This window comes from Actinoplanes sp. OR16, assembly GCF_004001265.1.
Classification (GTDB): Bacteria; Actinomycetota; Actinomycetes; order Mycobacteriales; family Micromonosporaceae; genus Actinoplanes.
In genome coordinates, this window is the sequence record NZ_AP019371.1 from 5,867,094 (window position 1) to 5,888,927 (window position 21,834).

Annotated in this window: 21 protein-coding genes and 1 riboswitch; of the genes, 12 read left to right on the top strand and 9 right to left on the bottom strand. The window is 71.1% G+C overall.

The window, feature by feature from the left end:
* Positions 1-18: 18 nt before the first annotated feature.
* Positions 19-1,653 (top strand): ATP-binding protein, encoded by a 1,635-nt coding sequence (locus tag EP757_RS26770; protein ID WP_232050021.1) that lies wholly within the window; start codon positions 19-21, stop codon positions 1,651-1,653.
* On the opposite strand, the gene EP757_RS26775 is transcribed toward EP757_RS26770, so the two are convergent.
* Positions 1,650-2,528 carry a hypothetical protein gene (locus EP757_RS26775; protein ID WP_127550520.1) on the bottom strand — a complete coding sequence of 293 codons (879 nt, stop codon included), beginning with the start codon at positions 2,526-2,528 and terminating at the stop codon, positions 1,650-1,652. The genes EP757_RS26770 and EP757_RS26775 overlap by 4 nt on opposite strands.
* Positions 2,525-3,580 (bottom strand): SPFH domain-containing protein, encoded by a 1,056-nt coding sequence (locus EP757_RS26780; protein WP_127550522.1) that lies wholly within the window; start codon positions 3,578-3,580, stop codon positions 2,525-2,527. Before EP757_RS26780 ends, EP757_RS26775 begins: the two co-directional genes overlap by 4 nt.
* Before the next feature lie 63 nt (positions 3,581-3,643).
* Between EP757_RS26780 and EP757_RS26785 the strand changes: the two genes are divergently transcribed.
* Complete coding sequence (locus EP757_RS26785; RefSeq protein ID WP_127550524.1) at positions 3,644-4,336, top strand: NUDIX domain-containing protein; 693 nt, start codon at positions 3,644-3,646, stop codon at positions 4,334-4,336.
* Between the two features lie 84 nt (positions 4,337-4,420).
* Here the strand turns inward: EP757_RS26785 and EP757_RS26790 are convergent, their stop codons facing one another.
* Genes EP757_RS26790 through EP757_RS26800 form a run of 3 tightly spaced genes read right to left on the bottom strand, consistent with a single transcriptional unit; the run spans position 4,421 to position 7,192 of the window.
* The gene (locus EP757_RS26790) at positions 4,421-5,092 is read right to left on the bottom strand and encodes a siderophore-interacting protein (RefSeq protein ID WP_127550526.1); all 672 of its coding nucleotides are present in this window, start codon (positions 5,090-5,092) and stop codon (positions 4,421-4,423) included.
* Between the two features lie 9 nt (positions 5,093-5,101).
* Entirely contained in the window at positions 5,102-5,602 is a 501-nt protein-coding gene (locus tag EP757_RS26795; RefSeq protein WP_127550528.1) for a metallophosphoesterase, read from the bottom strand.
* A 12-nt stretch (positions 5,603-5,614) separates the two neighbouring features.
* Positions 5,615-7,192: a glycoside hydrolase domain-containing protein gene (locus EP757_RS26800; protein ID WP_232050022.1), complete on the bottom strand. Its 1,578-nt coding sequence runs from the start codon at positions 7,190-7,192 to the stop codon at positions 5,615-5,617.
* A gap of 123 nt (positions 7,193-7,315) precedes the next feature.
* On the opposite strand from EP757_RS26800, the gene EP757_RS26805 reads away from it, so the two are divergent.
* The 5 genes from EP757_RS26805 to EP757_RS26825 all read left to right on the top strand — a co-directional run bounded on the left by EP757_RS26805 (position 7,316) and on the right by EP757_RS26825 (position 11,019).
* Entirely contained in the window at positions 7,316-8,545 is a 1,230-nt protein-coding gene (locus tag EP757_RS26805) for an MFS transporter (protein ID WP_127550531.1), read from the top strand.
* Positions 8,546-8,554: 9 nt separating this feature from the next.
* Positions 8,555-8,932, top strand: a complete 378-nt coding sequence (locus EP757_RS26810) for a VOC family protein (protein ID WP_127550533.1) — start codon at positions 8,555-8,557, stop codon at positions 8,930-8,932.
* Positions 8,933-9,004: 72 nt separating this feature from the next.
* A complete protein-coding gene (locus EP757_RS26815; protein WP_127550535.1) occupies positions 9,005-9,505 on the top strand; it encodes a SigE family RNA polymerase sigma factor in 501 nt (166 codons plus the stop codon).
* Positions 9,502-10,662 (top strand): hypothetical protein, encoded by a 1,161-nt coding sequence (locus tag EP757_RS26820; protein WP_127550537.1) that lies wholly within the window; start codon positions 9,502-9,504, stop codon positions 10,660-10,662. Before EP757_RS26815 ends, EP757_RS26820 begins: the two co-directional genes overlap by 4 nt.
* Before the next feature lie 24 nt (positions 10,663-10,686).
* Positions 10,687-11,019 carry a hypothetical protein gene (locus tag EP757_RS26825; RefSeq protein ID WP_127550539.1) on the top strand — a complete coding sequence of 111 codons (333 nt, stop codon included), beginning with the start codon at positions 10,687-10,689 and terminating at the stop codon, positions 11,017-11,019.
* Here the strand turns inward: EP757_RS26825 and EP757_RS26830 are convergent.
* Positions 10,997-11,746, bottom strand: coding sequence for a hypothetical protein (locus EP757_RS26830; RefSeq protein WP_127550541.1), 750 nt, complete (start codon positions 11,744-11,746; stop codon positions 10,997-10,999). The two genes, EP757_RS26825 and EP757_RS26830, sit on opposite strands and share 23 nt — an antisense overlap.
* A complete protein-coding gene (locus tag EP757_RS26835; RefSeq protein ID WP_127550543.1) occupies positions 11,700-12,182 on the bottom strand; it encodes a hypothetical protein in 483 nt (160 codons plus the stop codon). Before EP757_RS26835 ends, EP757_RS26830 begins: the two co-directional genes overlap by 47 nt.
* Positions 12,183-12,324: 142 nt before the next feature.
* Between EP757_RS26835 and EP757_RS26840 the strand changes: the two genes are divergently transcribed.
* Together EP757_RS26840 and EP757_RS26845 are read left to right on the top strand one after the other, a co-directional pair.
* The gene (locus tag EP757_RS26840) at positions 12,325-12,645 is read left to right on the top strand and encodes an STAS domain-containing protein (protein WP_127550545.1); all 321 of its coding nucleotides are present in this window, start codon (positions 12,325-12,327) and stop codon (positions 12,643-12,645) included.
* Positions 12,646-12,698: 53 nt separating this feature from the next.
* Positions 12,699-13,256 carry an HD domain-containing protein gene (locus EP757_RS26845; protein WP_127550547.1) on the top strand — a complete coding sequence of 186 codons (558 nt, stop codon included), beginning with the start codon at positions 12,699-12,701 and terminating at the stop codon, positions 13,254-13,256.
* A gap of 710 nt (positions 13,257-13,966) precedes the next feature.
* Here EP757_RS26845 and EP757_RS26850 read toward each other — a convergent pair.
* Both EP757_RS26850 and EP757_RS26855 read right to left on the bottom strand, forming a co-directional pair.
* Positions 13,967-15,061, bottom strand: a complete 1,095-nt coding sequence (locus EP757_RS26850; protein ID WP_127550549.1) for a M20 family metallopeptidase — start codon at positions 15,059-15,061, stop codon at positions 13,967-13,969.
* An 8-nt stretch (positions 15,062-15,069) separates the two neighbouring features.
* The gene (locus EP757_RS26855; RefSeq protein ID WP_127550551.1) at positions 15,070-15,852 is read right to left on the bottom strand and encodes a DUF1684 domain-containing protein; all 783 of its coding nucleotides are present in this window, start codon (positions 15,850-15,852) and stop codon (positions 15,070-15,072) included.
* 106 nt (positions 15,853-15,958) lie between these two features.
* Positions 15,959-16,074: riboswitch (SAM riboswitch) on the top strand.
* Positions 16,075-16,089: 15 nt separating this feature from the next.
* On the opposite strand from EP757_RS26855, the gene EP757_RS26860 reads away from it, so the two are divergent.
* From EP757_RS26860 to EP757_RS26870, 3 genes are read left to right on the top strand one after another with little or no spacing between them, the layout of a single operon-like run.
* Complete coding sequence (locus EP757_RS26860) at positions 16,090-17,283, top strand: aminotransferase class V-fold PLP-dependent enzyme (RefSeq protein WP_127550553.1); 1,194 nt, start codon at positions 16,090-16,092, stop codon at positions 17,281-17,283.
* Positions 17,284-17,336: 53 nt separating this feature from the next.
* A complete protein-coding gene (locus EP757_RS26865) occupies positions 17,337-19,610 on the top strand; it encodes a bifunctional diguanylate cyclase/phosphodiesterase (protein WP_232050023.1) in 2,274 nt (757 codons plus the stop codon).
* Positions 19,611-19,643: 33 nt separating this feature from the next.
* Positions 19,644-21,833, top strand: a complete 2,190-nt coding sequence (locus tag EP757_RS26870; RefSeq protein WP_255435712.1) for a glycoside hydrolase domain-containing protein — start codon at positions 19,644-19,646, stop codon at positions 21,831-21,833.
* The last annotated feature ends 1 nt before the right edge of the window (position 21,834 follow it).

Consider the following 21,834-nt stretch of genomic DNA (forward strand, 5'->3'; position numbering starts at 1 on the left):
CCTGCCGATAGGGCAGAGGTGGATCTCGTCGTGCTGGACCGCGAGCGGGAGCAGCGGCGGCTTGCCGCGCTGCACGAGTACCGCCTGCTCGACGCTCCGGCCGACGACGAGCTGGAAGCGGTGGTCCGGGTGGCGGCCGCGATCGCCGGCGTGCCGACGGCCACCCTCAATCTGATCGACGAGAACCGGCAGTGCCAGCTCACCACGGTGGGCTTCGACGGCGCGGACTCGGCGCGGACCGACTCGATGTGCGCGATCCGGTTCCAGCTCGGCGAGTTCATGTACACGCCGGACGCCAGCCAGGACCCGATCTACCGGGACAACCCCTGGGTGACCGGCGTCTACGCCGGCGTGCGGCTCTACGGGTCGGCGCCACTGGTCACCCCGGACGGGCACGCGCTCGGCTCGCTCTGCGTCTTCGACGACCGGCCGGGCTCGCTCGACGACGTCCAGATCGCCCGGCTCAAGGATCTCGCCAACGTCGTCCTGGCCCTCTTCGAACGCCGCCGGCAGGCCCGCGTCAACCACGAGCTGGCCCTGATCGCCGAGGCCCGCCAGCGCTGGACCGACACCCTGCTGGAGACCATCGACGTGGCGGTGGTCGCCGCCGACCAGGCCGGCCGGCTGACCGTCTTCAACCGGGCCGCGCGGGAGTGGCACGGCCTCGACGCCGATCCCACCCTCGACCCGTCGGCCTTCTCCGACCGCTACCAGCTCTACGCCACCGACGGCGTCACGCTGCTGAAGCCCGGCCAGATCCCGCTGCTGCGCGCGTTGCGGGAGGGGACCGTCGAGAACGTCGAGATGATCATCAAGCGGGCGGCCGCCCCGCCGGTCCACGTCACGGTCAGCGGCCGCGCGCTGATCTCCCCGGGCGGCACCCCGATGGGTGCCGTCGTCGCCATGACCGACGTGACGACCGACCGGGCCCAGCAGCGCGCGATCGAGGCGGCCCGCCGGGAACTGGCCGTCGCGAACGAGGACCTGCGCCGCTCCAACGCCGACCTCACCAACTTCGCCGGCGCGGTCAGCCACGACCTGGTCACGCCGCTGGCGACGGTACGCGGCTACCTCGAACTGCTCGAGGAGGAGGTGACCGGCGACCAGGCGAACTGGGTCGCCGCCTGCTCCCGCGCGGTCACCCGGATGCACGACCTGATCAGCTCGCTCCTGCAGTACGCCCGGGCCGGCAGCGCCCCGATCCACCGCGTGCCGGCCGACCTGGGCGACATCGCCGGTCAGGTCCTCGCCGACCTGCGGGCCCCGATCGAGGCGGCGTCGGCCGAGGTGGTCGTGCCCGCCCATCTGCCGACCGTCCTCTGCGACCCGGTCCTGACCCGCCAGCTGCTGCAGAACCTGATCGCCAACTCGATCAAGTACCGCCACCCGGACCGGCCCTGCCGCGTCGAGGTGGTCGCCGACCGGCTCCCGGCAGGGTGGGAGATCGCCGTGGCCGACAACGGCGTGGGCATCCCGCCGGAGCAGCGCCGCCGCGTGTTCGACATGTTCACCCGGCTCGACGACGCCCCGGCCGGCGGGCACGGCATCGGGCTGTCCAGCTGCCTGCGGATCGTGGACCGGCACGGCGGCGCGATCCGGGTGGAGGAGAACCCGGGCGGCGGAACCCGGGTGATCTTCGCGCTGCCTGACTAGATCAAGTTGAGGTGCTTCCTCGCGACCGCCAGCGTTATGCGCTGCCCCCAGGAGAGCTCCAGGGCGTCCTGTTCCAAGCCGTCGGCGAACGCCACCAGACGCTCCGACTCGCTGGTCAGCTCCAGCTCCTGACCACCGTCCAGGGTGCCCGCCGAGAGCGTGACACCGGTCGCCGGGGACGGCCAGGCCTCCCGCACGTACCACGCCAGCGCCGGGTCGCCGGGCGCCGGCGCGGGCGGGGCGGCGGCGCGCTCCCGGGCGATCGAGGCGCACCAGCCGGTCGCCCCGGTGCCGGTGCCGGCGATCAGGCCGGACGACGACTGCCGTTCACGGTTGCCGGCGCTGTCGGCGAGGACGTACCGCGCCGACTGGTGGCCGGCGTGACCGACATAGATCTCGTTGAGGCCGTACAGCTCCTGGCCGTCGTCGAGCCGCGCCACCACCATCGTGCGGACGTCCGCCGCGGGCGGCTTCCGCAGCAGCGCGCCGACCGCCGCGGCGCGGTGCCGGACCAGCACGCCGGCGTTGCGTCCCGGCTCCGGGTCGACGCCGATCACCGGCTGGCCGGACAGGTACTTCGCGACGTTCGCGACCAGGCCGTCCTGCCCCACCGCGATCACGATGTCCTCCGGCGCGAACAGGAACCGGGGCAGGTCGGCGCGTTCCACATGACCGCGCCGCCAGTCCGCCGGGGCGGCCGCGCCGACGTCGCGCAGCGCGGCCTGCAGCGCCTCGTGCCGGGCCGTCACCTCGTCCAGGTCACGGCCGCGCTGCCGGAGGAAGAACGCGGCGGCGCCCCGGGTGCCGTGCCGGGCGAGCAACTCGTCGAGCTCGCTGCGCCGTGACACGACCACGATGCGGGGAGGGAGCGTCATCCGAGCCGCCCGGCCAGCTTGCTGAGCAGGTCCGGGGTGACCGTCAGCTCGCCGATCGCCGGAACGTTGCCGGCCAGCTCCTTGAGGGCGAGCGCCTGCAGGACCGCGGGCGGCAGATCACGGTACGCCGCCAGTCGCGCGGCCTCGGCCTCCGCCTCGGCCAGCCCGACGATCCTGGCTCCGGCGGCGCGGGCCTCGTCCCGTACCCTCGCCGCCTCGGCCTCGGAAACCGCGAGCCGCCGCACCCGCTCGGCCGCCGCCTCGCTCGCGACGTCCTCCCGGGCCGCTTCCGCGCGTGCCGCCACCAGCCGCGTCTCCGCGTCGAGCTCGGCCTCGCGCCGCGTGTTCGATCCGTGCTGCTCGACCAGCTCCTGTTCGCGTCGGGCCAGCTCGATCTTGCTCTGCAGCTCGTTCTCGGCGATCGCCTGCTCCTGCTGCACCGCGTGCGCCCGGCGCGCGTACGTCGCCTTGTCCGCGTCCTGCTGCACCTGCTCGCGCGTGGCCGTCTGCAGTGCCCGTTCCAGATCGGGTTCCGGGCGGATCGCCACGACCCGCGCGCTGACCACCGACACGCCGGTCTCGGTCAGCCGGGGATCGGCGGCCAGGGCGTTCGCCACCGACTCGCGGATCGGGGCGATGCCCGTGGTCAGCGCCTCGGTCAGCGGAAGCCGGGCCAGCAGGTCCAGGGCGGGCTGCTGCGCCAGCTCGGCCAGCAGTCCGGCGACCTGGTCGAGCGGCTGGCCGCGCCAGGTCCCCCGATGCGGGTCGATCGAGAAGTCCAGCCGGGCCGCGGCAGCGGCCGGGTCGCTCACCCGGTAGGTCACCGTCGCCTGCACCGTCACGTCGGCGAAGTCCTCGGTCCGCGCGTGGAACAGCAGTGGCAGCTCGCGGTCGTCGACCGGCACCTCGGAGATCGCGGCGGTGAGCGGCCGGTACCAGAACGACAGCCCGGTGCCGGCCCGCTTCGTCGTCCCCTTCACGGTGTGACTGACCCACGTCGTCGGCGCGGTGCGCAGGTGCCGGAGGTGGAATCGCCGTGTCACGTCAGCCATGGTCGTGCCGTCCCTTCGTATTTCGTCACCATGACGATAATCCCGGCCGCTATTATCGTCAACATGACGCTAACCATGGCGGCGGTCACAGTCGATCTCGTGCTCCTGACCATCCGGCAGGGCGGTCTGCAGGTGCTGCTGGTCGAGCGCGGCATCCCGCCGTTCCGAGGTCGCTGGGCCCTGCCGGGCGGGTTCGTGCTGCCCGACGAGGACCTGGACGAGGCGGCCGTCCGGGAGCTGCGGGAGGAGACCGGGCTGGATCCGCAGTCAGGTCATCTGGAGCAGCTGGCCACCTACGGCACCCCCGGCCGTGATCCGCGCGGCCGGGTCGTGACGGTGGCCTACCTGGCCCTGCTGCCGGATCTGCCCGCCCCGGTCGCCGGCAGCGACGCGTCGGGCGCTTCCTGGCGGCCGTTCTCCGCGGACCGGCTGTTCTCCGCCGACCGCCTGGCGTTCGACCACGACCGGATCCTCGCCGACGGGGTCGAGCGGGCCCGTTCCAAGCTGGAGTACACGCCGCTGGCCACCGCCTTCTGCCCGCCCGAGTTCACGGTGGCCGATCTGCGAACGGTCTACGAGACGGTCTGGCAGACCACCCTCGACCCGCGCAACTTCCACCGCAAGGTCACCTCGGCCGAGGGCTTCGTCGAGCCCACCGGGACCACGGCGGCCCGGGAACGCGGCCGTCCCGCGCAGCTGTTCCGCCGGGGCCCGGCAACCCTGCTCCACCCGCCGTTGCTCCGGCCGTCCCGCTGACCCGCCCGCTCTCTGCCTCACGACATCGCGGCCGACTCGGCTGCCGAGCCTGAGCGACCGTGGGTTTCTGTCTTGATCGGCGGGTCAGGGGCCGGCGCCGAAACCGGGGTGGCCCGGCGCCCACTGCGGCTGCACCAGTACCGATCCGCGGTGCCAGCCGCGCTGCTCGATGAGATGGCGCTGAACACGGCGGCACAGGTCGGCCGAGCCGGCTACGTAGGCCGTCCCCCGCCCGGCCGGCAGCTCGAGACCCTGGAGCGCGGGCAGCAAGCTGCGGACCTGCAGGAGCGGAGCCAGGCCCGGGATCTCCTCGTCCGCGCTGAAGAGGCCCAGCGTGGGGACGGCCGGGGGCACTGCCGCGCGCATCGCCGGCAACGGGACCGCCCCCGTCTCGTCGCCGATGAAAAGGTGGAACGCGGCGCTTCCGTCGAGCGTGATCTTGCTGCGTGGCGGCTCGACGACGATGCGGTCACCGGGCTGGACCGTGGTGGCCCAGGTGCAGCCCGGCCCGCCGGTGCAGTGCAGTACCACCCGGATCGTGAGCACGGCGTCCCGCAGTCGCCAGATCGAGTAGACGCGTCGTGCGACGCCGTCACCGTCCGGGACGTGGAGCACGAGATGGGCGCCGGGGCGGGGACGCAGCCGAGGCAGTCCGGGCCCGGCCAGCTCGATCTCCCGGAGGTGCGGGGTGAGGACGGTGACCGCGCGGACCCTGGTGGGCAACTGCTGCCGGCCCGCGCCGCGCGTGTTTCCCACCGGCGAAGCTTAACGGGGAGGGAGGTGGTGCAGGGTCACGTCGGTGAGGGTTCCCGACGAGACGATCGCGGTCATGTAGGTGTGGTGCGGCTGACGGCGGCGATCGGTGGGGGAGCCGGGGTTCAGCAGGCGCAGACCGGTGGCGGCCGTCGTGTCCCACGGGATGTGGGAGTGGCCGAACACCAGCAGGTCCACGTCCGGGAAGCGGGCGGCGCAGCGGGACTCCCGGCCCGCCGACGGGCCGGTCTCGTGGACCACGGCGAGGCGCAGGCCGCCCAGGTCGGCGCGGGCCACCTCGGGCAGGCGGGCGCGCAGGGCCGGGCCGTCGTTGTTGCCGTAGCAGGCGATCAGCCGGGACGCGCGGGACTGCAGGGCGTCGAGCAGTGGCACGTCGACCCAGTCGCCGGCGTGGACGACCACGTCGGCGGCGTCGACCGCCGACCACAGAGGGGCCGGCAGGTCGCGCGCACGCTTCGGCAGGTGGGTGTCGGACATCAGGACGAGTCGCACCCGCCCAGGATCTCAGAACAACGGGGTGCGGCCCTTGTATCCGGTCGCGAGGCGCACACCGGCCTTCAGTGTCTTCCCGGTTCCACGGAAGAGCATCAGATGGCCGGTGGCGGACTGGACGGCGACGATGTCGGTGAAGCCGTCGCGGTCGAAGTCGCCGATGCCGGTGACGTCGCGGAAGCCGCGCGCCTTGCCGATGGTGACGCGCGCCTTGAAACCGTTCCCCTTGCCCGGGTAGAGGTAGAGGACCCCGGTCTTCGTCTGCTTCACCAGCAGGTCGGCGTAACCATCACGGTTGTAGTCGCCGACGCCGGTGAATTCGGAACGGTCCGCCCAGTTCCCGTACGCGAGGACCTTCCGCGTCCCGAACTTCGCGCCCTTCTTACCGGGGTAGAGGTAGACGTCCCCGTTGCTGGTCTGGGTGGCCAGCAGATCGGGGTATCCGTCCCGGTTGAAGTCCCCGATCGCGGTCAGCTCCCGCATGTGGGTGAACTTGGAGTACAGCTTCTTGCGGGCGCCGAGCGTGCCGTTGGACTTGCCCGGGTAGAACCAGACGACGCCGGCGGTGGTGCGGGCGACGACGTCCGGGAAGCCGTCCCGGTTCAGGTCCATCCGGACGATCGCGTTCATGCCCGCGAACCCGCCGGCGATCTTCGTACGGTTGGCCTCGGAGATGTACGACCCGTTGCCAGGGTAGGTGAAGAGGTTGCCGCTGGACTTGGTCCGCGCCAGGACGTCCGACCAGCCGTTGCGGGTCCAGTCACCGAGCTTCGCCGACGGCAGCCGGGCGAAGTCGAGATAGTCGTTGTCGATGTTGATGGTGACGCCGCCCCACGTCTCCTTGTGGTCGCCGCGGTACTGCTTCATCCGGCGTCCCGGCGTCCAGTAGGAGGACGGGATGACCGGGTCCTTGGTGGTGACGACCTGGTCCCAGCGGGCGAAGTCCATGTAGTCGGGTTTGACGTACCCCGCCTTGTCGTAGACCGCGACCTGATCCGCCACGCCGGACGAGACGCTGCTGTAGAACCCGGAGAAGTATCCGTGGTCGTGCAGGCGGGCGCTCCAGCCCTTCATGAAGGCGAGCACGCCGGCGCGGCAGACGGCGTCGTTCGTCCGGTACGCCTCCATGTCGTAGATCAGGACGGACTCGCGCGCCAGACCGATCGCCTTGGCCTGCGTCACCGCGTCGTCGGCGATGGCGCGGCCCTGCTTCTCGGCGTTCTTGTTGTCGATCCGGTTCTTCTTCGTGGTCGTCGTGCAGGTCGCCTGCGGACCCACGTAGAGCGGGATGAGCCGCCAGCCCCTGCCGATCTGCTCGCGCACCCAGGAGGCGGTGAGGTTCGGCTGGGCGCAGCCCCGGTTGTTGCCGCCGAAGTAGACGCCGACCGCGCGGTAGGGCGACCGCAGCCAGGCCTTCATCGCGTCGGACGACGGCGCGGTGCAGGCGTCGAATCCGTAGCCCTTGAAGTTGCCGGGCTGCGGCGGCAGGGCGGCGGCCGCGGCGGCGTTGCCGTTCACCAGCGCGAGCGGCGCGACGCAGAGCGCGACGACCAGGGCGCCGACAAGGCGCTTCCGGTACTTCAGGAGCATGCGGACCTCATGACACGAAAGGACTGGCGAGCCCACCGAGGTAACCAGACGTATAGATGAGGCGCTACGGCCGTTCGGTCCACAACGTGCGAGCCGAACGGGCAAGCGACTAGCGTGCCATGAGTGGATCATCTGACGGGGCGGCAACGCTGGGCTGCGCTGATCGCGCTCTCCCTGGGTGGCGTGGCGATCGGCTTGACCGAGTTCGTGGCGATGGGACTGCTGCCCGACATGGCACGGGCCCTGCTTCCCGAGGCGTGGAGCCGATCGACCTCCGATGCCGTCGCTCAGGCGGGCTGGGTCATCACCGCGTACGCCCTCGGGGTCGTGGCCGGCGCACCCCTGATCGCCGCGCTCTCCGCCCGGATGCCGCGCAAGCGGCTGGTCATGGGTCTGCTGGTGCTGTTCGCCGTGGGGACGTTCGCCAGCGCGATCGCGCCCACGTTCGAGCTGGTGGTGGTGGCGCGGTTCGTGGCGGCGGTGCCGCACGGCGCGTACTTCGGCGCGGCCGGTCTGCTGGCGGCGAGCCTGATGGGACCGGGTAACGAGGCGCGCGGCTACTCGATGGTGCTGGGCGGCCTGACCATCTCCAACGTCGTCGGCGTTCCCCTGATCACGCATCTGGGGCAGTCGGCCGGCTGGCGGATCGCCTACGCCGTGATCGCCCTGGTCTTCGTGCTGACCCTGTTCGCGGTGGCGGCCACGGTCCCGGACTCCCCGGCCAAGGTGGACGGCTCACCCGCGGCCGAGCTGCGGGCACTGCGCCGGCCGCAGGTCTGGCTGGTGGCGGCGACGGCGGCGATCGGGTTCGCCGGATTCTTCGCGGTGAACACCTACATCGCACCGGTGACGACCGAGGTGACCGGGCTGACCGCGTCGGCGGTGCCCTGGGTTCTCGCGGTCTTCGGCCTCGGCATGACAGCCGGCAACTTCCTCGGCGGCGCGTTCGCCGACCGCAACCTGCGACTGGCCACCACCGCCGGATTCGGTGGCGTGATCGTGTCGACGGTGTTCTTCGCGCTCACCGCGTCAACGCCGTTCGGCCTCTTCTTCGGCGCCTTCCTGACCGGCGCCACCTGCATCTTCCTCGGCCCGGCGCTGCAGGCGCGGCTCATCACCGTCGCTCCCGAGGCGCAGCTCATGGGCGCCGCCGTCAACCAGTCCGCGATGAATCTGGCGAACAGCCTGGGTGCCGCGCTCGGAGGTCTGGTCATCGCCCGGGGGTACGGCTACCTGGCGCCGGCCTGGACCGGTGTCGTCCTGGCCTGCCTGGGCCTGGCTCTCGCGATGGTCAGCTTCCTGATGGACAGAAGGTCTTCAGACCGCTCGCGTGTGATCCGTTCCGGACGATAGGTTTCGTCCATGGCTTCTCGTATCGGTGAGCTCGTCCTCAGTTGCCGCGACCCCGAGCTGCTGGCGCGGTTCTGGTGCGAGGTCCTCGATTTCGTGGTGCTCGACCGGGAGGACGGCTGTGTCGAGATCGGCACGCCGGAGGGGTTCGGCGGCCCGCACCCGACGATCTTCTTCCTCCAGCGGGACGAGCCGGAGTCCGGCAAGTCCCGTCTGCACATCGACCTGAACCCGACCGACCGCGACCAGGACGCCGAGCTCGAACGCCTGCTGGCCCTCGGCGCCCGTCCGGCCGACATCGGCCAGACCGGCGAGGAGCAGTGGCACGTCCTGCAGGACCCGGAGGGCAACGAGTTCTGCCTGCTCCGGTCGAGGATCAAGCCGCTGTAGAGAATTCATGACAACCGTTCTTCCGCCCGGTCCCGTCTCAGGGGTGACGAAACCGACGGAAGGACGTGGCCGATGCGCGAGAGCGCGGAGGAGGAGTACGTCGAGTACGTCGCGGCGCGGGTGCCCGCGCTGCGACGGCTGGCGTACGTCCTGACCGGCGACGGGCATCGCGCCGACGATCTCGTGCAGCAGACGATCACCACGCTGTACCTGAAATGGCACCGGGCCCGCGCCGCCGACAACCTCGACGCGTACGTCCGCACCATGCTGGTGCGGGGTTACGTCGACGAGAAACGCCTGGCCTGGTCCAGGGTCCGGTTGTTCCGGCAGATGCCGGAGCCCGATCCGGTCCAGGACACCGGCGCCGAGGACCGCGAGGTGCTGCGGAAGGCGCTGAAGCGGGTCCCCCGTCAGCAGCGGGCCGTGCTGGTGCTGCGGTTCTTCTACGACCTGCCGGTCGAGGAGGTCGCCGGGATCCTGGGCTGCTCCGCCGGAACCGTCAAGAGCCACACCTCCCGCGGGCTGGCCGCGCTGCGCCGCCTGCTCCCCTCACGAATCGAGGTGCCGAGTTGACGGATCTGCTGCGTACGCTCGACGACGAGCCGGACATGCCTTCGACTGTGGACATCCGGGCGGCGATCTTGGAAGCCCGCCGCCGCAAGCGTCGGAGCTGGGTAGGGGCCGGCGTGGTCCTGATGACGGTTGCGGCCTCGATGTCAGGATTTTTCGTGATGAAACCGGACGAAGTGGCGATTCCGGCGATCATCGTGGCGAGCCCTTCCGTGGAGCCGGCTCCAACAGTCGCTGCCTGCACGATCAGCCGCCTCCCGGTTCCGGACGAGGAACCGATGGCCCTCGTCTCCGGCGCCGACCCGACCGGCGACTGGATCGTCGGCCGCACCTACCCGGAGTCCGGCGGATACCAGGCGGTGATCTGGCACGGCGGCACGGCCGAGAAGGTGATGCTGCCCGGCGACCTGGAGGAGTCGCTCCAGGACGTGAACAGCTCCGGGATCGCCGCCGGCTGGAGTTATACCGAAGCCGGGCCGGTGCCCTACGCGTACCGCAACGGCAGGATCATCAGGCTGGGCGAGGCGGGTGAGGCCGTGGCGATCAACGAGAAGGGCCGGATCGCCGGCCACGACGACACGTCGGCGCTCGTCTGGGAGTCGGCCGACGCGGAGCCCACCGAGCTGCCCGTCCCCGCGGGAACGACGACGGCGCGGGCGAGCGACGTCGACCTGGACGGCACCGTCGTCGGCGCCCTCGACTTCGCGACCCCGTACATCTGGCGGCCCGACGGCACCCACGGCACGCTGCCGATGCCCGAGATCGACGGCAAGCCGGCCGCTGTCGCGCAGGCGTTCAGCGTCCGCAACGGCTGGGTCACCGGGATGGCGAGCACCACGAAGCTGAAGGGCAGCAGGGGCGCCGCGAAGATCTACGCGGCGCGATGGAACCTGCGGACCGGAGCCGTCGAGACCGTCGGCGGCCTCCAATATCCGGCGGACGCCGTGAACGCCTACGGATGGCAGACCGGGACCGATCGCAAGGGCTACGCCGTCCTGGTGACCGGAGAGAAGACGATCCGCCTGCCCGACCTCGGCAAGCACCGCTCGGACGGCACCGCCACGATCGCGAGCACGCTCAGCGACGACGGCACCCTCATCGCCGGCCAGTCCGACGACAGGAGCGGCACGATCCAGGCGGTCCTGTGGAAGTGCGGGTAGCCCGTATCCGCCACAATGTCCGCCATGACTGACGATGGATCCGCCCGTCTGGAGACTCTCCGGAGCTGGTGGCGGTTGCCGGACGAGACCCGCACCGAAGTACGGGGTCTCGCCAAGTCCGGCCGCCGCCACCCGGACACCGAGATCGCCTGGGTGGCCTGGCGCTGGGCCGAGACCGTGCTGCCGGTCGGCGCTCCCGAGCCGGGCCGGTTCCGCAACATGCTGAGCGCCGCCGGCTTCTGGATCCAGATCGTCGCCGAGCTCGCCTCGCACGGCGATCCGATCGATCCGCCGCAGCCGAGCTGGCTGGACCGCCGCCGGGCCCGCCGCATCCTCAGGCTCGGCCCTCCGCTCTGACCTTCCATCCATCGCCGTCACGCTCGGGCCACGGATTCGTCCACGCGTCCTCCGGCCCGGGCGTCAGCACCAGCGTCACCCGCTCCTCGGCGTCATGAACGATCACATTCAAGATCTGCCGCTCGTACGTCCACAGCGGATGATCGTCCGGCCCCTCCGCTTGGGCTACGAGCCACCGATCGTCGAGCCACCGCCCGTACCAGGAAATGTGTTGATCCGCGCCGACCCGGACCCCATCCACCCAGAGTGACCCGGGCTCGCGGAGGAAGACGGCGCGATGGCGGTCGCCGGGGCTGAAACGCACCACGATCGCCGCGTCGTCGCCGTAGTAGGTGTCGCACGCGCCCGGCGCCGGACCTTCACTGCGCAGCTCGCCGGGGTCCTGCGCACAGATCTCCGGACCTCGGCATTCGCGATCCATCCGCCGTGTGCAGCCGAACCCGGCCGCCGCGCAGTCCCGCCGGCCGGCCCGGGACAGCACGCCGACCAGCTGCTCCTGGAACGCGTCGTCGCCGAGCAGCTCCCGGTACTCGGCGGCGGCGCCCCACCGCGCGACCAGGTCGACCGCATCGGGCGAACGCCGCAGCCACCCGTGCCACGCCTCGCCGACGTGCCGCCAGCGCAGAGCGGCCCGGACCGCGAGCGGCTCCGGAGGACGCTGGAGAGCCCGGAGGATCGGCTCAGTCCCGCTTGTACTTGGTGATCGTGTGAACCGCCACCTCGGCAACGGTGATCGCCTCCTCCCAGCCCTCCGGCAGCTCAGCCGGTCCGTTCCGGGTGCGCTCGACCCGATCGCCGACGTGCAGCTTCAGCTGGATCACGTCCGGTTCACTGCTGTACATCGTACGGAGGACGTCGATCCGGTCGATCTGCCGAGCCGGATAGACGGTGCGGGCGCCGTCCGGCCGGATCAGCGTGAACTCGTTGTTCCGCAGCTCGATCGCCACGACGGCCTTCCGGTCTTTCACGATCTCCCGGACGGCGAAGACGGCCGCGAGCGGCGTGAAGATCGCCAGCGACAGCAGCGCGATGTCCAGCGCCCCGGCACAGCCGATCAGCACGGTCGGGAAGAAGGAGGCCAGCAGGAGGCCGCCGGCGTTGCGCCACGCATGATCGCGGTCGTCGTGCTTCGCCCGCCACACGATCAGTTCGTCATTCGCCACGCCGCCATCCTCCCGGTGCCGGTCAAGCCGTCCTCGTTCATCGAATGGTCATTCCACGTTGGCCTGCCCGTGGCTCGACGATCTTCGAGGCCGACCGTATGGTGGTCACGCAGCTGAACGCACGGTAACGAGAGGTGATCCGATGCGTAGCTCGGTTCTCGAGGTAAGCACCAGTCCCGATGGCAGCGTCGTCATCCACCCGCACGGCTCGGTCGGTCCGGACAGGGCCGTCGAGCTGCAGCAACTCATCGTCCACACGGTCCGCCGGGTCCGCCCGCTGCGCCTCATCGTCGACCTCGCCGACGTCCACGACCTCGACCCGATCAACCTGGGCTCGGTCGCGGCCGCCTGCGATCTCGGCGACGACCATCAGGTAGCCGTTTTCCTGGACAACCCGAACGGGTCACTCGCCCGTCGGCTCACCGCCGCCGGCGTGCCGACCCAGCGCGTACGGGTTCAGTGAGCTGGCATTCGCCGTTCGTCTTCTGTTCACCTGATCCGACCTAACATTCAGCCATGGCCGCGCCGATCATCACCACCCGCGCCGAAGCCGCGCAGGTTCTCGCCGAAACCCTGCTGGGCGACAGCGGCAACCGATGGCGTCACACCGCGGGTGTCGCCGAGCGGGCCGCGGACCTCGCGCGGTGCCTGGGCTTGGACGAGGACCTCCTGGTCGCGGCGGCCTGGCTGCACGACATCGGGTACGCCGCACCGCTCGTCGAGACCGGCTTCCACCCGATCGACGGCGCCCGCCACCTGACCCGCGAGGGCTGGCCCGCCCGTGTCGCCGGCCTGGTCGCCTACCACTCGGGCGCCCGTTTCGTCGCCGACGTCCGAGGCCTCGCCTCCGAGCTCGCCGAGTTCCCCGACGAGCGGACCATCGTCGCCGACGTCCTCACCTACGCCGACCAGACCGTCGGCCCCCGCGGCGACCGGGTGGACCCCGAGGCCCGCTACACCGAGATGCTCCACCGTCACGGCCCCTGCTCCTTCAACGCCCTGGCCGACCCGGTCCGGCGCCCCCACCTGCAGGCCGTGACGGCCCGGGTGGAACACCTCCTCCTCCACAGCTGACCCCGCCCCGGCGCTGACCACACGCACCCCTCCGCGTTGCGTGCGCCGACCGCCCCTGACCGCTCCGAACCGGGCGCTGACCGCACGCACTCCTGGGTTGTGTGCGCCGGCCGTCCTTGACTGCTCGGGGCGCGGCGGTGAGCGCACGCACTCCTGTGTTGCGTGCGCTGGTGACCCGGATGGCGGCGGTGAGCGCTCGCGCTTCTGGGTTGTGTGCGCTGGTGGCCCGGATGGCGGCGGTGAGCGCTCGCGCCTCGGTGTTGTGTGCGCTGGTGGCCCGGATGGCGGCGGTGAGCGCTCGCGCCTCGGTGTTGTGTGCGCCGGCTGTCCCTGACTGCTCGGGGTGGGGCGGTGAGCGTTTGCACTTCTGGGTTGTGTGCGCTGGCCGTCCCTGACTGCTCGGGGTGGGGCGGTGAGCGTACGCGCTCCTGTGTTGTGTGCGTTGGTGGCCCGGATGGTGGCGGTGGGCGCTCGCGCCTCGGTGTTGTGTGCGCCGGCCGTCCCTGACTGCTCGGGGCGGGGCGGTGAGCGTACGCGCTTCTGGGTTGTGTGCGCTGGCTGTCCCTGACTGCTCGGGGCGGGGGCGGTGAGCGCACGCACTTCTGTGTTGTGTGCGTTGGTGGCCCGGATGGCGGCGGTGGGCGCACTCGCTCCTGTGTTTGTGTGCGCTGGCCGCCCCGGGCCGGGCGGTGGGCGCACGCGATGGGTGCCTATCGGAGTGAGTGCAGGAACGTCGTCAGCGCCTGCTGATACGGACCCAGTGATCGCACGTCGAGGTACTCGTCGGGGCTGTGCTGGCCATCGCCGCCGGGACCGAAGATGACCGCGTCCACGCCCTGTGCCGAATAGAACCGGCCGTCGGCGGCGCCGTGCTTGCGGAGCAGCGATCCGTCGTACCCCGCCTGTTGTGCCGCCGCCCGCAGGAGCCGCACCGATGAGCTCGCCGGGTCGGCGTGGTGGGGCGCGCCCAGCGCCTCGAGAGTGACCTCGACGCCCGGGCCGGCCACCGACGCGAGGTGGGCGGTGACCGCGGTGGCCGGGTGGCCGGCCAGATCGGGATCGGACGGCGGGAAGCGGATGTCGAGCAGCGCCGAGGCGTCCGCCGGCACGATGTTGGCGGCGGTGTTCGACGTGGCGATCCGGGCGACGTTGACGGTCGTGATCCACTCCTCGGCCGCCGGCACGGGATATCGGGAGATGAGCCGATTCGTCGCTTCGACCACCGCCAGCAACGCGTTCGTGCCCAGCCACGGATACGCCGCGTGCGCCGGCCGCCCCGAAGCGTCCAGCCGGACCCGCAGGATGCCCTTGGACTCGGTCACGACACGCAGCCCGCTCTGCTCGCCGATGACGACGAAATCCCCGCGTACGCCGGAGTCGACCTGATGCCCGGTCCCGTCGAACCCGCCCACCTCCTCGTCGGTGACCAGTTGCAACCCGACCGGGAACGGCAGTGACCCGCTCACGTCCCGGAACACCGTGGCGAGCACGACGGCCGCGGCCTTCATGTCGTGCGCGCCGCGCCCGTAGAGCCGGTCGCCGGCGAGCCGGGGCGTGAACTGCGCGCCGGAACCCGGCACGACGTCGAGGTGCGCGTTGAGGATCACCCGCGGCGTCCCCGGCCCGGAGGTCAGGAACGCGCTCGGCTTCCCCCGCGACGCGAACCGCCGGACCGTGAACCCCGGCCCGACCAGGTCCAGCACGAATTCCAGGGCGTGGCGCAGCTCATCGGGCCGATCGGCGGTGGACCGGATCCCGATGAGCCGTTCGACGTCAGCGAGCACCGAGGCCGGCAGTGAGGACATAGGACAAACTAGCGCGGCTTCTGCTCGCCGGCCTCGATGGCGACCGGCAATCTGTTCCCGGCGGGCGGCAGCGGGCAGGTGGCGAACTCGGTGTAGGCGCACGGCAGGTTGGTGGCCCGGTTGAAGTCGAGCGTCACGGAACCGCCGGGTCCCGGCGGGGAGATGAACAGGCTGCGGTTCGCGGCGTACGTGGTGAGGCCCGAAGTCTCGTCGGTGAAGAGAGCGAACAGCGAACCCGGCGCCGACCCGTTGAAGACGATCAGCGACAGCGGCACTCCGCCGATCTCGAACGTGACGGTCCCGGGCGACTCGTACACGTGCTCGATGCCCTCGGACACCGACCCGACGGGAATGGGGGTCGGTGCCGGATACGGCACGAAAGTCCCGGAGATGACCCACTTCTCGTCCGCCGCGTACGCCGGTGTCCCGGTGTAGGCCGCCAGCACCGGACTGGCGGGGTTCCGGGGCCGCACCACGTCGTAGCCGCCTCGCCGAGCGATCTCGACAGCGATGTCACCCCAGCGTGCCGTGATGTCGGAGCGCTCGGGAATCGGATCGAATCGGTGGACCCCGGTGACCGGCGAGTCGTCGACGAGCAGCGAGTCCGTTCCCAGATCGACGACTACGCCGTCCGGCCCGGTGCTCCAGGATCCGGGAGCGTCCGCGAAGCTGATCGGGGACGAGTCGAGCCAGTGCAGCCCGGTGATGGCGAGGAACCCGTGCGGATCGGCCCGCCGCTTCTCGTGCGCGGCGTGCCACTCGTCCCACTGCTGTTGAAACAAGGTCGTCATACCCCCACCGTAACTCCTACTTGTTGCATGGGAAATGCAGGGAGGTCTTCAGTCCGTTCACGGGTGGTGGGTGGGGCGGTTGGACTGGCTGGTAGCTTGATCTACAGGTCATGAGTGCCAGCAGAAAGCCCCGGCTTGCTGGCCGGCAACCCTTGCGTTCGCGATGGGGTGCCCCGGGTGAGGACCGGGCCGTGTGCGATCCCGCCACGGCAAGCGCGAGCCATGAGAGGCGCATCCATGTCCCTTGACATCGTCGGCGACGACCTGAAGGTCGAGCTGCCCACCGGTGAGTCCGTCCGCTTCGCGCACCTGGACTACGCCGCCTCGGCACCCTGCGTGACCGCCGCGGCCCGGGCGGTGGGCGATCTGCTGCCGCGCTACGGCAGTGTGCATCGGGGCACGGGCGTACGCTCGGCCGCCTCGACCATCGCCTACGAGCTGGCCCGGGACGTGGTCGCCGAGTTCGTCGGCGCCGGCCCCGAGCACGAAGTGATCTTCACGCGGAACACCACCGACGCGCTCAACCTGCTGGCCCGCGCGCTGCCCGCCGGCACCACGACCATCGTCTTCGACGGCGAGCACCACGCCAACCTGCTGCCCTGGCCGAACCAGGTGCGCCTGCCCGCGCCGAGCACGCCGGCCGAGGCCCTGCGATCCCTCGAAGAAGCACTCGAGAACACGTTGAGCCCGGCACTGGTCACCGTCACCGGCGCCTCCAACGTCACCGGCGAGGTCTGGCCGATCGAGGAGATCGCCGACCTGGCCCACCGCTACCAAGCGAGAGTCGCCGTCGACGCTGCCCAACTCGCGCCGCACCGTCCCATCGACCTGAGAAACGCCGACTACATCGCCTTCTCCGGACACAAGTTGTATGCCCCCTTCGGCGCGGGAGTCCTGGCCGGGCGATCGGATTGGCTGGATGCTGCCGACCCGTACCTCCGCGGGGGTGGCGCCAGCGCCTCCGTGGGTGACCGCCCCGGTGAGCTGGAGTGGGCAGCGGGCCCGGCCCGGCACGAGGGCGGAACCCCGAACCTGCTCGGCGCCGTCGCGATCGCCGCGGTCTGCGAAGCGCTGCTCCAGGCGGACCGGGACGCGCTGCACGCCGAGGAGCAGCGCCTGCTCACGCGGCTGCGGGACGGCCTGCCGGACACGGTCCGCGAGGTGAGCCTGTTCGGCCCGGAGCACCCCCGCGTCGGCATCGTGTCGATCGCGGTGGACGACCCGGCCGGCCTGGCGCAGAAGCTCGCCCGGGAGCACGGCATCGGCGTGCGGGCCGGCCAGTTCTGCGCCCACCCGCTGGTCCGCCGCCTGACCGGGGCGTCGGAATCCGGTGCCTGTGGCACGGCCCCGGGCCTGCTGAGGATCAGTTTCGGTCTCGGCAGCACCGACGAGGACATCGACCGGATCCTGGAAGCCCTGCGAAGCTACTGATCCGCTACCGGGAAGTCACTGTCCCGCAAGGGCCTCCGGCCGATCATTCTCGTGTGGCGACGTGGATGAAGTGGCTGCGCGACCGGCTTCCGGCCGGTGGTGGGCTGCGCGACGAGGACTGGGCGGGCCGGCACCGGCTGCTGACGGTGCTGCTCGCCGTCATCATGGTGGCGCTGATCGTGTTCGGCGTGCTGCAGAACGAGGAGCACATCCCCGCGCTGCTGCTCACCGTCGGACTGGTGCTGCCGTGCCTGATCGCGGCCACCCTGCCGCGTTCCCGCCGGCTGCGCTCGGTCTTCGTGGCGCTCGGCTACACCGCGGCGTGCGGCGGTTTCGTGTCGCTGGCGCACGGCCTCACCGAGGCGCACTTCACGTTCTTCATCGCGGTGGGCGCGCTGGCCCTCTACCGGGACTGGGCGCCGTTCGGCGCGTTCCTGGTGGCGACCACGCTGCACCACGGCGTGTTCGGGACGCTGTTCAGCGACCACACCTACGACCACGACTCGGCCGTGGCGCACCCGCTGGTCTGGGCGCTGCTGCACGGTTCCGCGGTGCTGTGCGCCGCCGGTTTCCAGGTCGTCTCCTGGCGTCTCACCGAGGTCGAGGAGGACCGGGCGCGGGAGAACCTGGACGAGAGCCAGGCGCAGCTCAGCGTCGCGTTCGACCAGACGCCCGTACCGATGGCGATCTTCTCCCCGGACGGCCTGTTCATGCGGACCAACGCGGCCTACCGCGAGTGGCTGGGCCTGCCCGACGAGCTGCCGGCCGGCTTCCACCTGCGGGACATCCCGCTCGTGCCGGTGAACCCCGACGAGCCGGCGATGCTCGGCCTGATGTCCGAGAGCCACGAGTCGCGCACCATCACCCGCCAGTACCGCCGTCTCGACGACGGCCGGACGATCTGGGTGCAGGTGCACGGCACCGGCCTCTACGACCGCAACGACCAGCTCCGGCTCATCTACGTGCACTGCTTCGACGTGACCGCGACCCGCGACCACGAGGCGGAGCTGCGCCACCAGGTCCGGCACGACGCGCTGACCGGCCTGCTGTCCCGCAAGGCCTTCGAGCACGACCTCGCCGCCATGCTCACCGAGAGCGCCGAGCCGGTCAGCGTCATCTACCTGGACGTGGACCGCTTCAAGTCGATCAACGACGGCTCCGGGCACACCACCGGCGACGACGTACTGCGCGCTCTCGCGGTCCGGCTGGGCCGGGTCGTGCCGGACGGCGCGCTGATCGCCCGGCTCGGTGGCGACGAGTTCGTGGTCGCGCTGGCCGGCCCGTCCGGCAGCGGCCTGCGCGTGGGCAACAGCATCCTGGCGTCGCTCACCGAGCCGCTCGGTGGCATCCCGGTGTCGCTCAGCATCGGCGTCACCACGACGTTCGGCCCGGCCGGCGTCGACGACGTCGTCCTGGCCGCCGACACCGCCATGTACGCCGCGAAGCGTGCCGGCGGCAACCGTCTCCAGGTCTACACCGACGATCTGCGGATCCCGGTCCAGGAGCGGATCGCCGCGGAGACCCGCCTGCGCCGTGCGCTGAGCCAAGACCCGCGGTACTCGCTGCCGCTCTGGTTCCAGCCGGTCGTCTCCACCGTGACCGGGCAGATCATCGGCGCCGAGGCGCTGGTCCGGATGCGCACCGAGCAGGGCAACGTGCTCGCGCCCGGCCACTTCATCGGCGCCGCCGAGGAGACCGGCCTGATCGTGCCGCTCGGCGAGCACGTGCTGCGCTCGGCGGTCGAGCACCTGCAGCACTGGTCGAACCGGCTCGGCTACGTGTCGGTGAACGTGAGCCCGCGCCAGCTCGCCGAGGCGGACTTCGTCCCGAAGGTGGCGGCGCTGCTCGCCGAGTACCCGCACCTCGACCCGTCCCGTCTCGTCCTGGAGGTCACCGAGACCGCCCTGATCTCGTCGACGGTCGACGTCAGCGAGCGCCTCGCCCTGCTCAAGCAGCTCGGCGTCCGCGTCGCCCTGGACGACTTCGGCACCGGGTACAGCTCGCTGACCTGGCTCAAGTCGCTGCCGGCCGACATCGTGAAGCTGGACCGGTCGTTCGTGGCCGGCCTCGCCGACGACGCCCGTAAGGCGTCGATCATCTCGGCCGTGCTGTGGCTCGCCCAGTCGCTGGGCATGTCCACGATCGCCGAGGGTGTCGAGGAGCTCTCCGACTGGGAGGCGCTGTGCGCTGCCGGCTGCCCGGCGATCCAGGGCTACCTGATCAGCAAGCCGCTGCCGGCGCCGGAGTTCGACAAGATGATCTCGTCGGGTTCCTCCTTCGGTGGAGTTCACCTGAACGAAACCACCGGGCGGGCACTGGCCGGTTAGAGTCCGGCCATCCTTGACAACGTAGATCCTTTCATCGGCATCGCGGCCACCGATCTGCCTCGCGCACACGGTCTCGCCGCCACGTGGTGGTGGCCCAAACCACAGGTGGGTAACACCCACCCGGGCGCCACCTCGCCCTTCGGCATGGTCTCGGCCTGCGCGTACTCGGGGGCGTACCCGACCGGATACGGCAGGTACGCCAAGAACACCGAGGGCGTGCCGGAGGAGATGTTCGACCGGCTGCAGGCCAGTGGGTTCACCCACTTCCAGCAGTCCGGGACCGGCGCGATCAGGAAGTACTACAACTACGTCCGGGTCACCCCGATGGTCCAGCCCCTCGACGACCTCGGCCAGTCCTGGCCGCTGGAGGACGAGCGGGCCGAGGCGGGGTACTACGCCGCGAACCTGGACACCGGCGTGCGCTGCGAGATCACCGTGGGGGAGAAGGTAGCGGTGCACCGCTACACCTTCCCGGACAACGACAGCGCCCGCGTGGTGATCGACCTGTCCTGCGGCGGCCTGGCCGTCGACCTCGGCCGGACCGTGCCGCTGCGCGCCCAGGCCGAGAGCATGGGGCACGGCCGGGCGCAGGGCACCGTCGTGATGGAGGGCGTCCCGCTCTCCGTGCACGTCGAGGTCGACAGCCCCGGCTGGCGGCAGATGCTCTGGTACGACCGGCGGCTCATCCCCGGCGGCACCCGGCTCGACTTCGACAGCATCCGGCACACCACGCTGCGGCCGTTCGGCATGCTCTTCATGGGCCCGGCCCGGGCGGGGCAGACCATCGAGGTCCGCCTCGGCTTCTCGCTGCGCGGCGCCGAGCAGGCCCGGGCCAACCTGGAGCGCGAGTGTGCCGGCGGTTTCGAGGCGGTCCGGGCGCGGACCAAGGCCCGGTGGCGGGATCACCTCGGCCGGGTGCAGGTGGACGGCGGCACCCCGGCCCGCCGGACCGTCATGGCGACAGCGCTCTACCACTCGCTGATCAAGCCGTGCATCGCCGAGGACGAGAGCCCGATGTGGCCCAACAGCGGCCCGTACGCCTTCGACATCTGCACCATGTGGGACATCTACAAGACCCAGCTGCCGCTGCTCTCCGCGATCGCCCCGGACCGGGCCGGCGACCTGCTGGAATCGCTCATCCGGGTGTGCGAGGAGGAGGGCAACTTCCCGATCGGCTACCGGATGGCCCGCGGCGCCGACCGGTTCTTCCGGCAGGCCAGCGCCCTCGCGCACACCGCGCTCGCGGACGTGCACGCGCTGAAACGGCCGGGCATCGACTGGACGTGGGCGCTCGTGCACATGGTCGACGACCTGCGCCGGCTCTACGGCGAGGACTTCTGGGAGCACGGCGTCGTGCACCCGATCACGCACACGCTGGACCTCGCGTACGCGCACCACTGCACCGCCAAGGTGGCGCGTGCGCTGAACGACCACCGGCTGGCGAACGATCTGGAGCGCCGCAGCCGGGACTGGGTGAACGCCTTCGACCCGGCGACCGGGCTGCTGCGCGACTCGGAGTTCTACGAGGGCGGCAAGTGGAACTACTCGTTCCGCCTGATCCACGACATGGCCGCGCGGATCGAGCTGGCCGGCGGCGACTCCGGCTTCATCGACAAGCTGGACCGGTTCTTCGGCTACGGCGCCGACCCGGTGAAGCAGCCCGGCCGCTGCCCGTCACCGGTCGAGATGGCGGCCGGCTACGCCCTGAACCGCTTCGAGGGCCTGAACAACGAACCGGACATGGAAGCCCCCTGGGCCTACCACTACGCGGGTCGCCCGGACCGTACCGCCGAGGTCGTGCACGCCGCGCTGACCTGGCAGTTCGGCACCGGACCCGGTGGTCTGCCGGGCAACGACGACTCCGGCGGCCTGAGCTCCTGGTACGTCTGGGCGTCACTGGGCCTGTTCCCGGTCGCCGGCCAGAACCTGTTCCTGGTGAACGCCCCCGCGTTCGGCCACGCGAAGCTCAAGGTCGAGGGCGGCGAGTTCGTCATCGAGACCAGCGGGCACCACGAGACGCCGATCGGTGTCGACGGCATCGAGCGTGACCCGCCTGTTCAGTACGTGCAGTCCGCCACCCTCAACGGCCGGCCGCTGCACACGACGCATCTGACCGCGGCCACCGTCCATCAAGGCGGCCGGCTGCATCTGCGGCTCGGCCCCGAACCCTCCACCTGGGGTCAGGGGTCCCGTCCGCCGTCCCTCTCACACCACCACCCCTGAA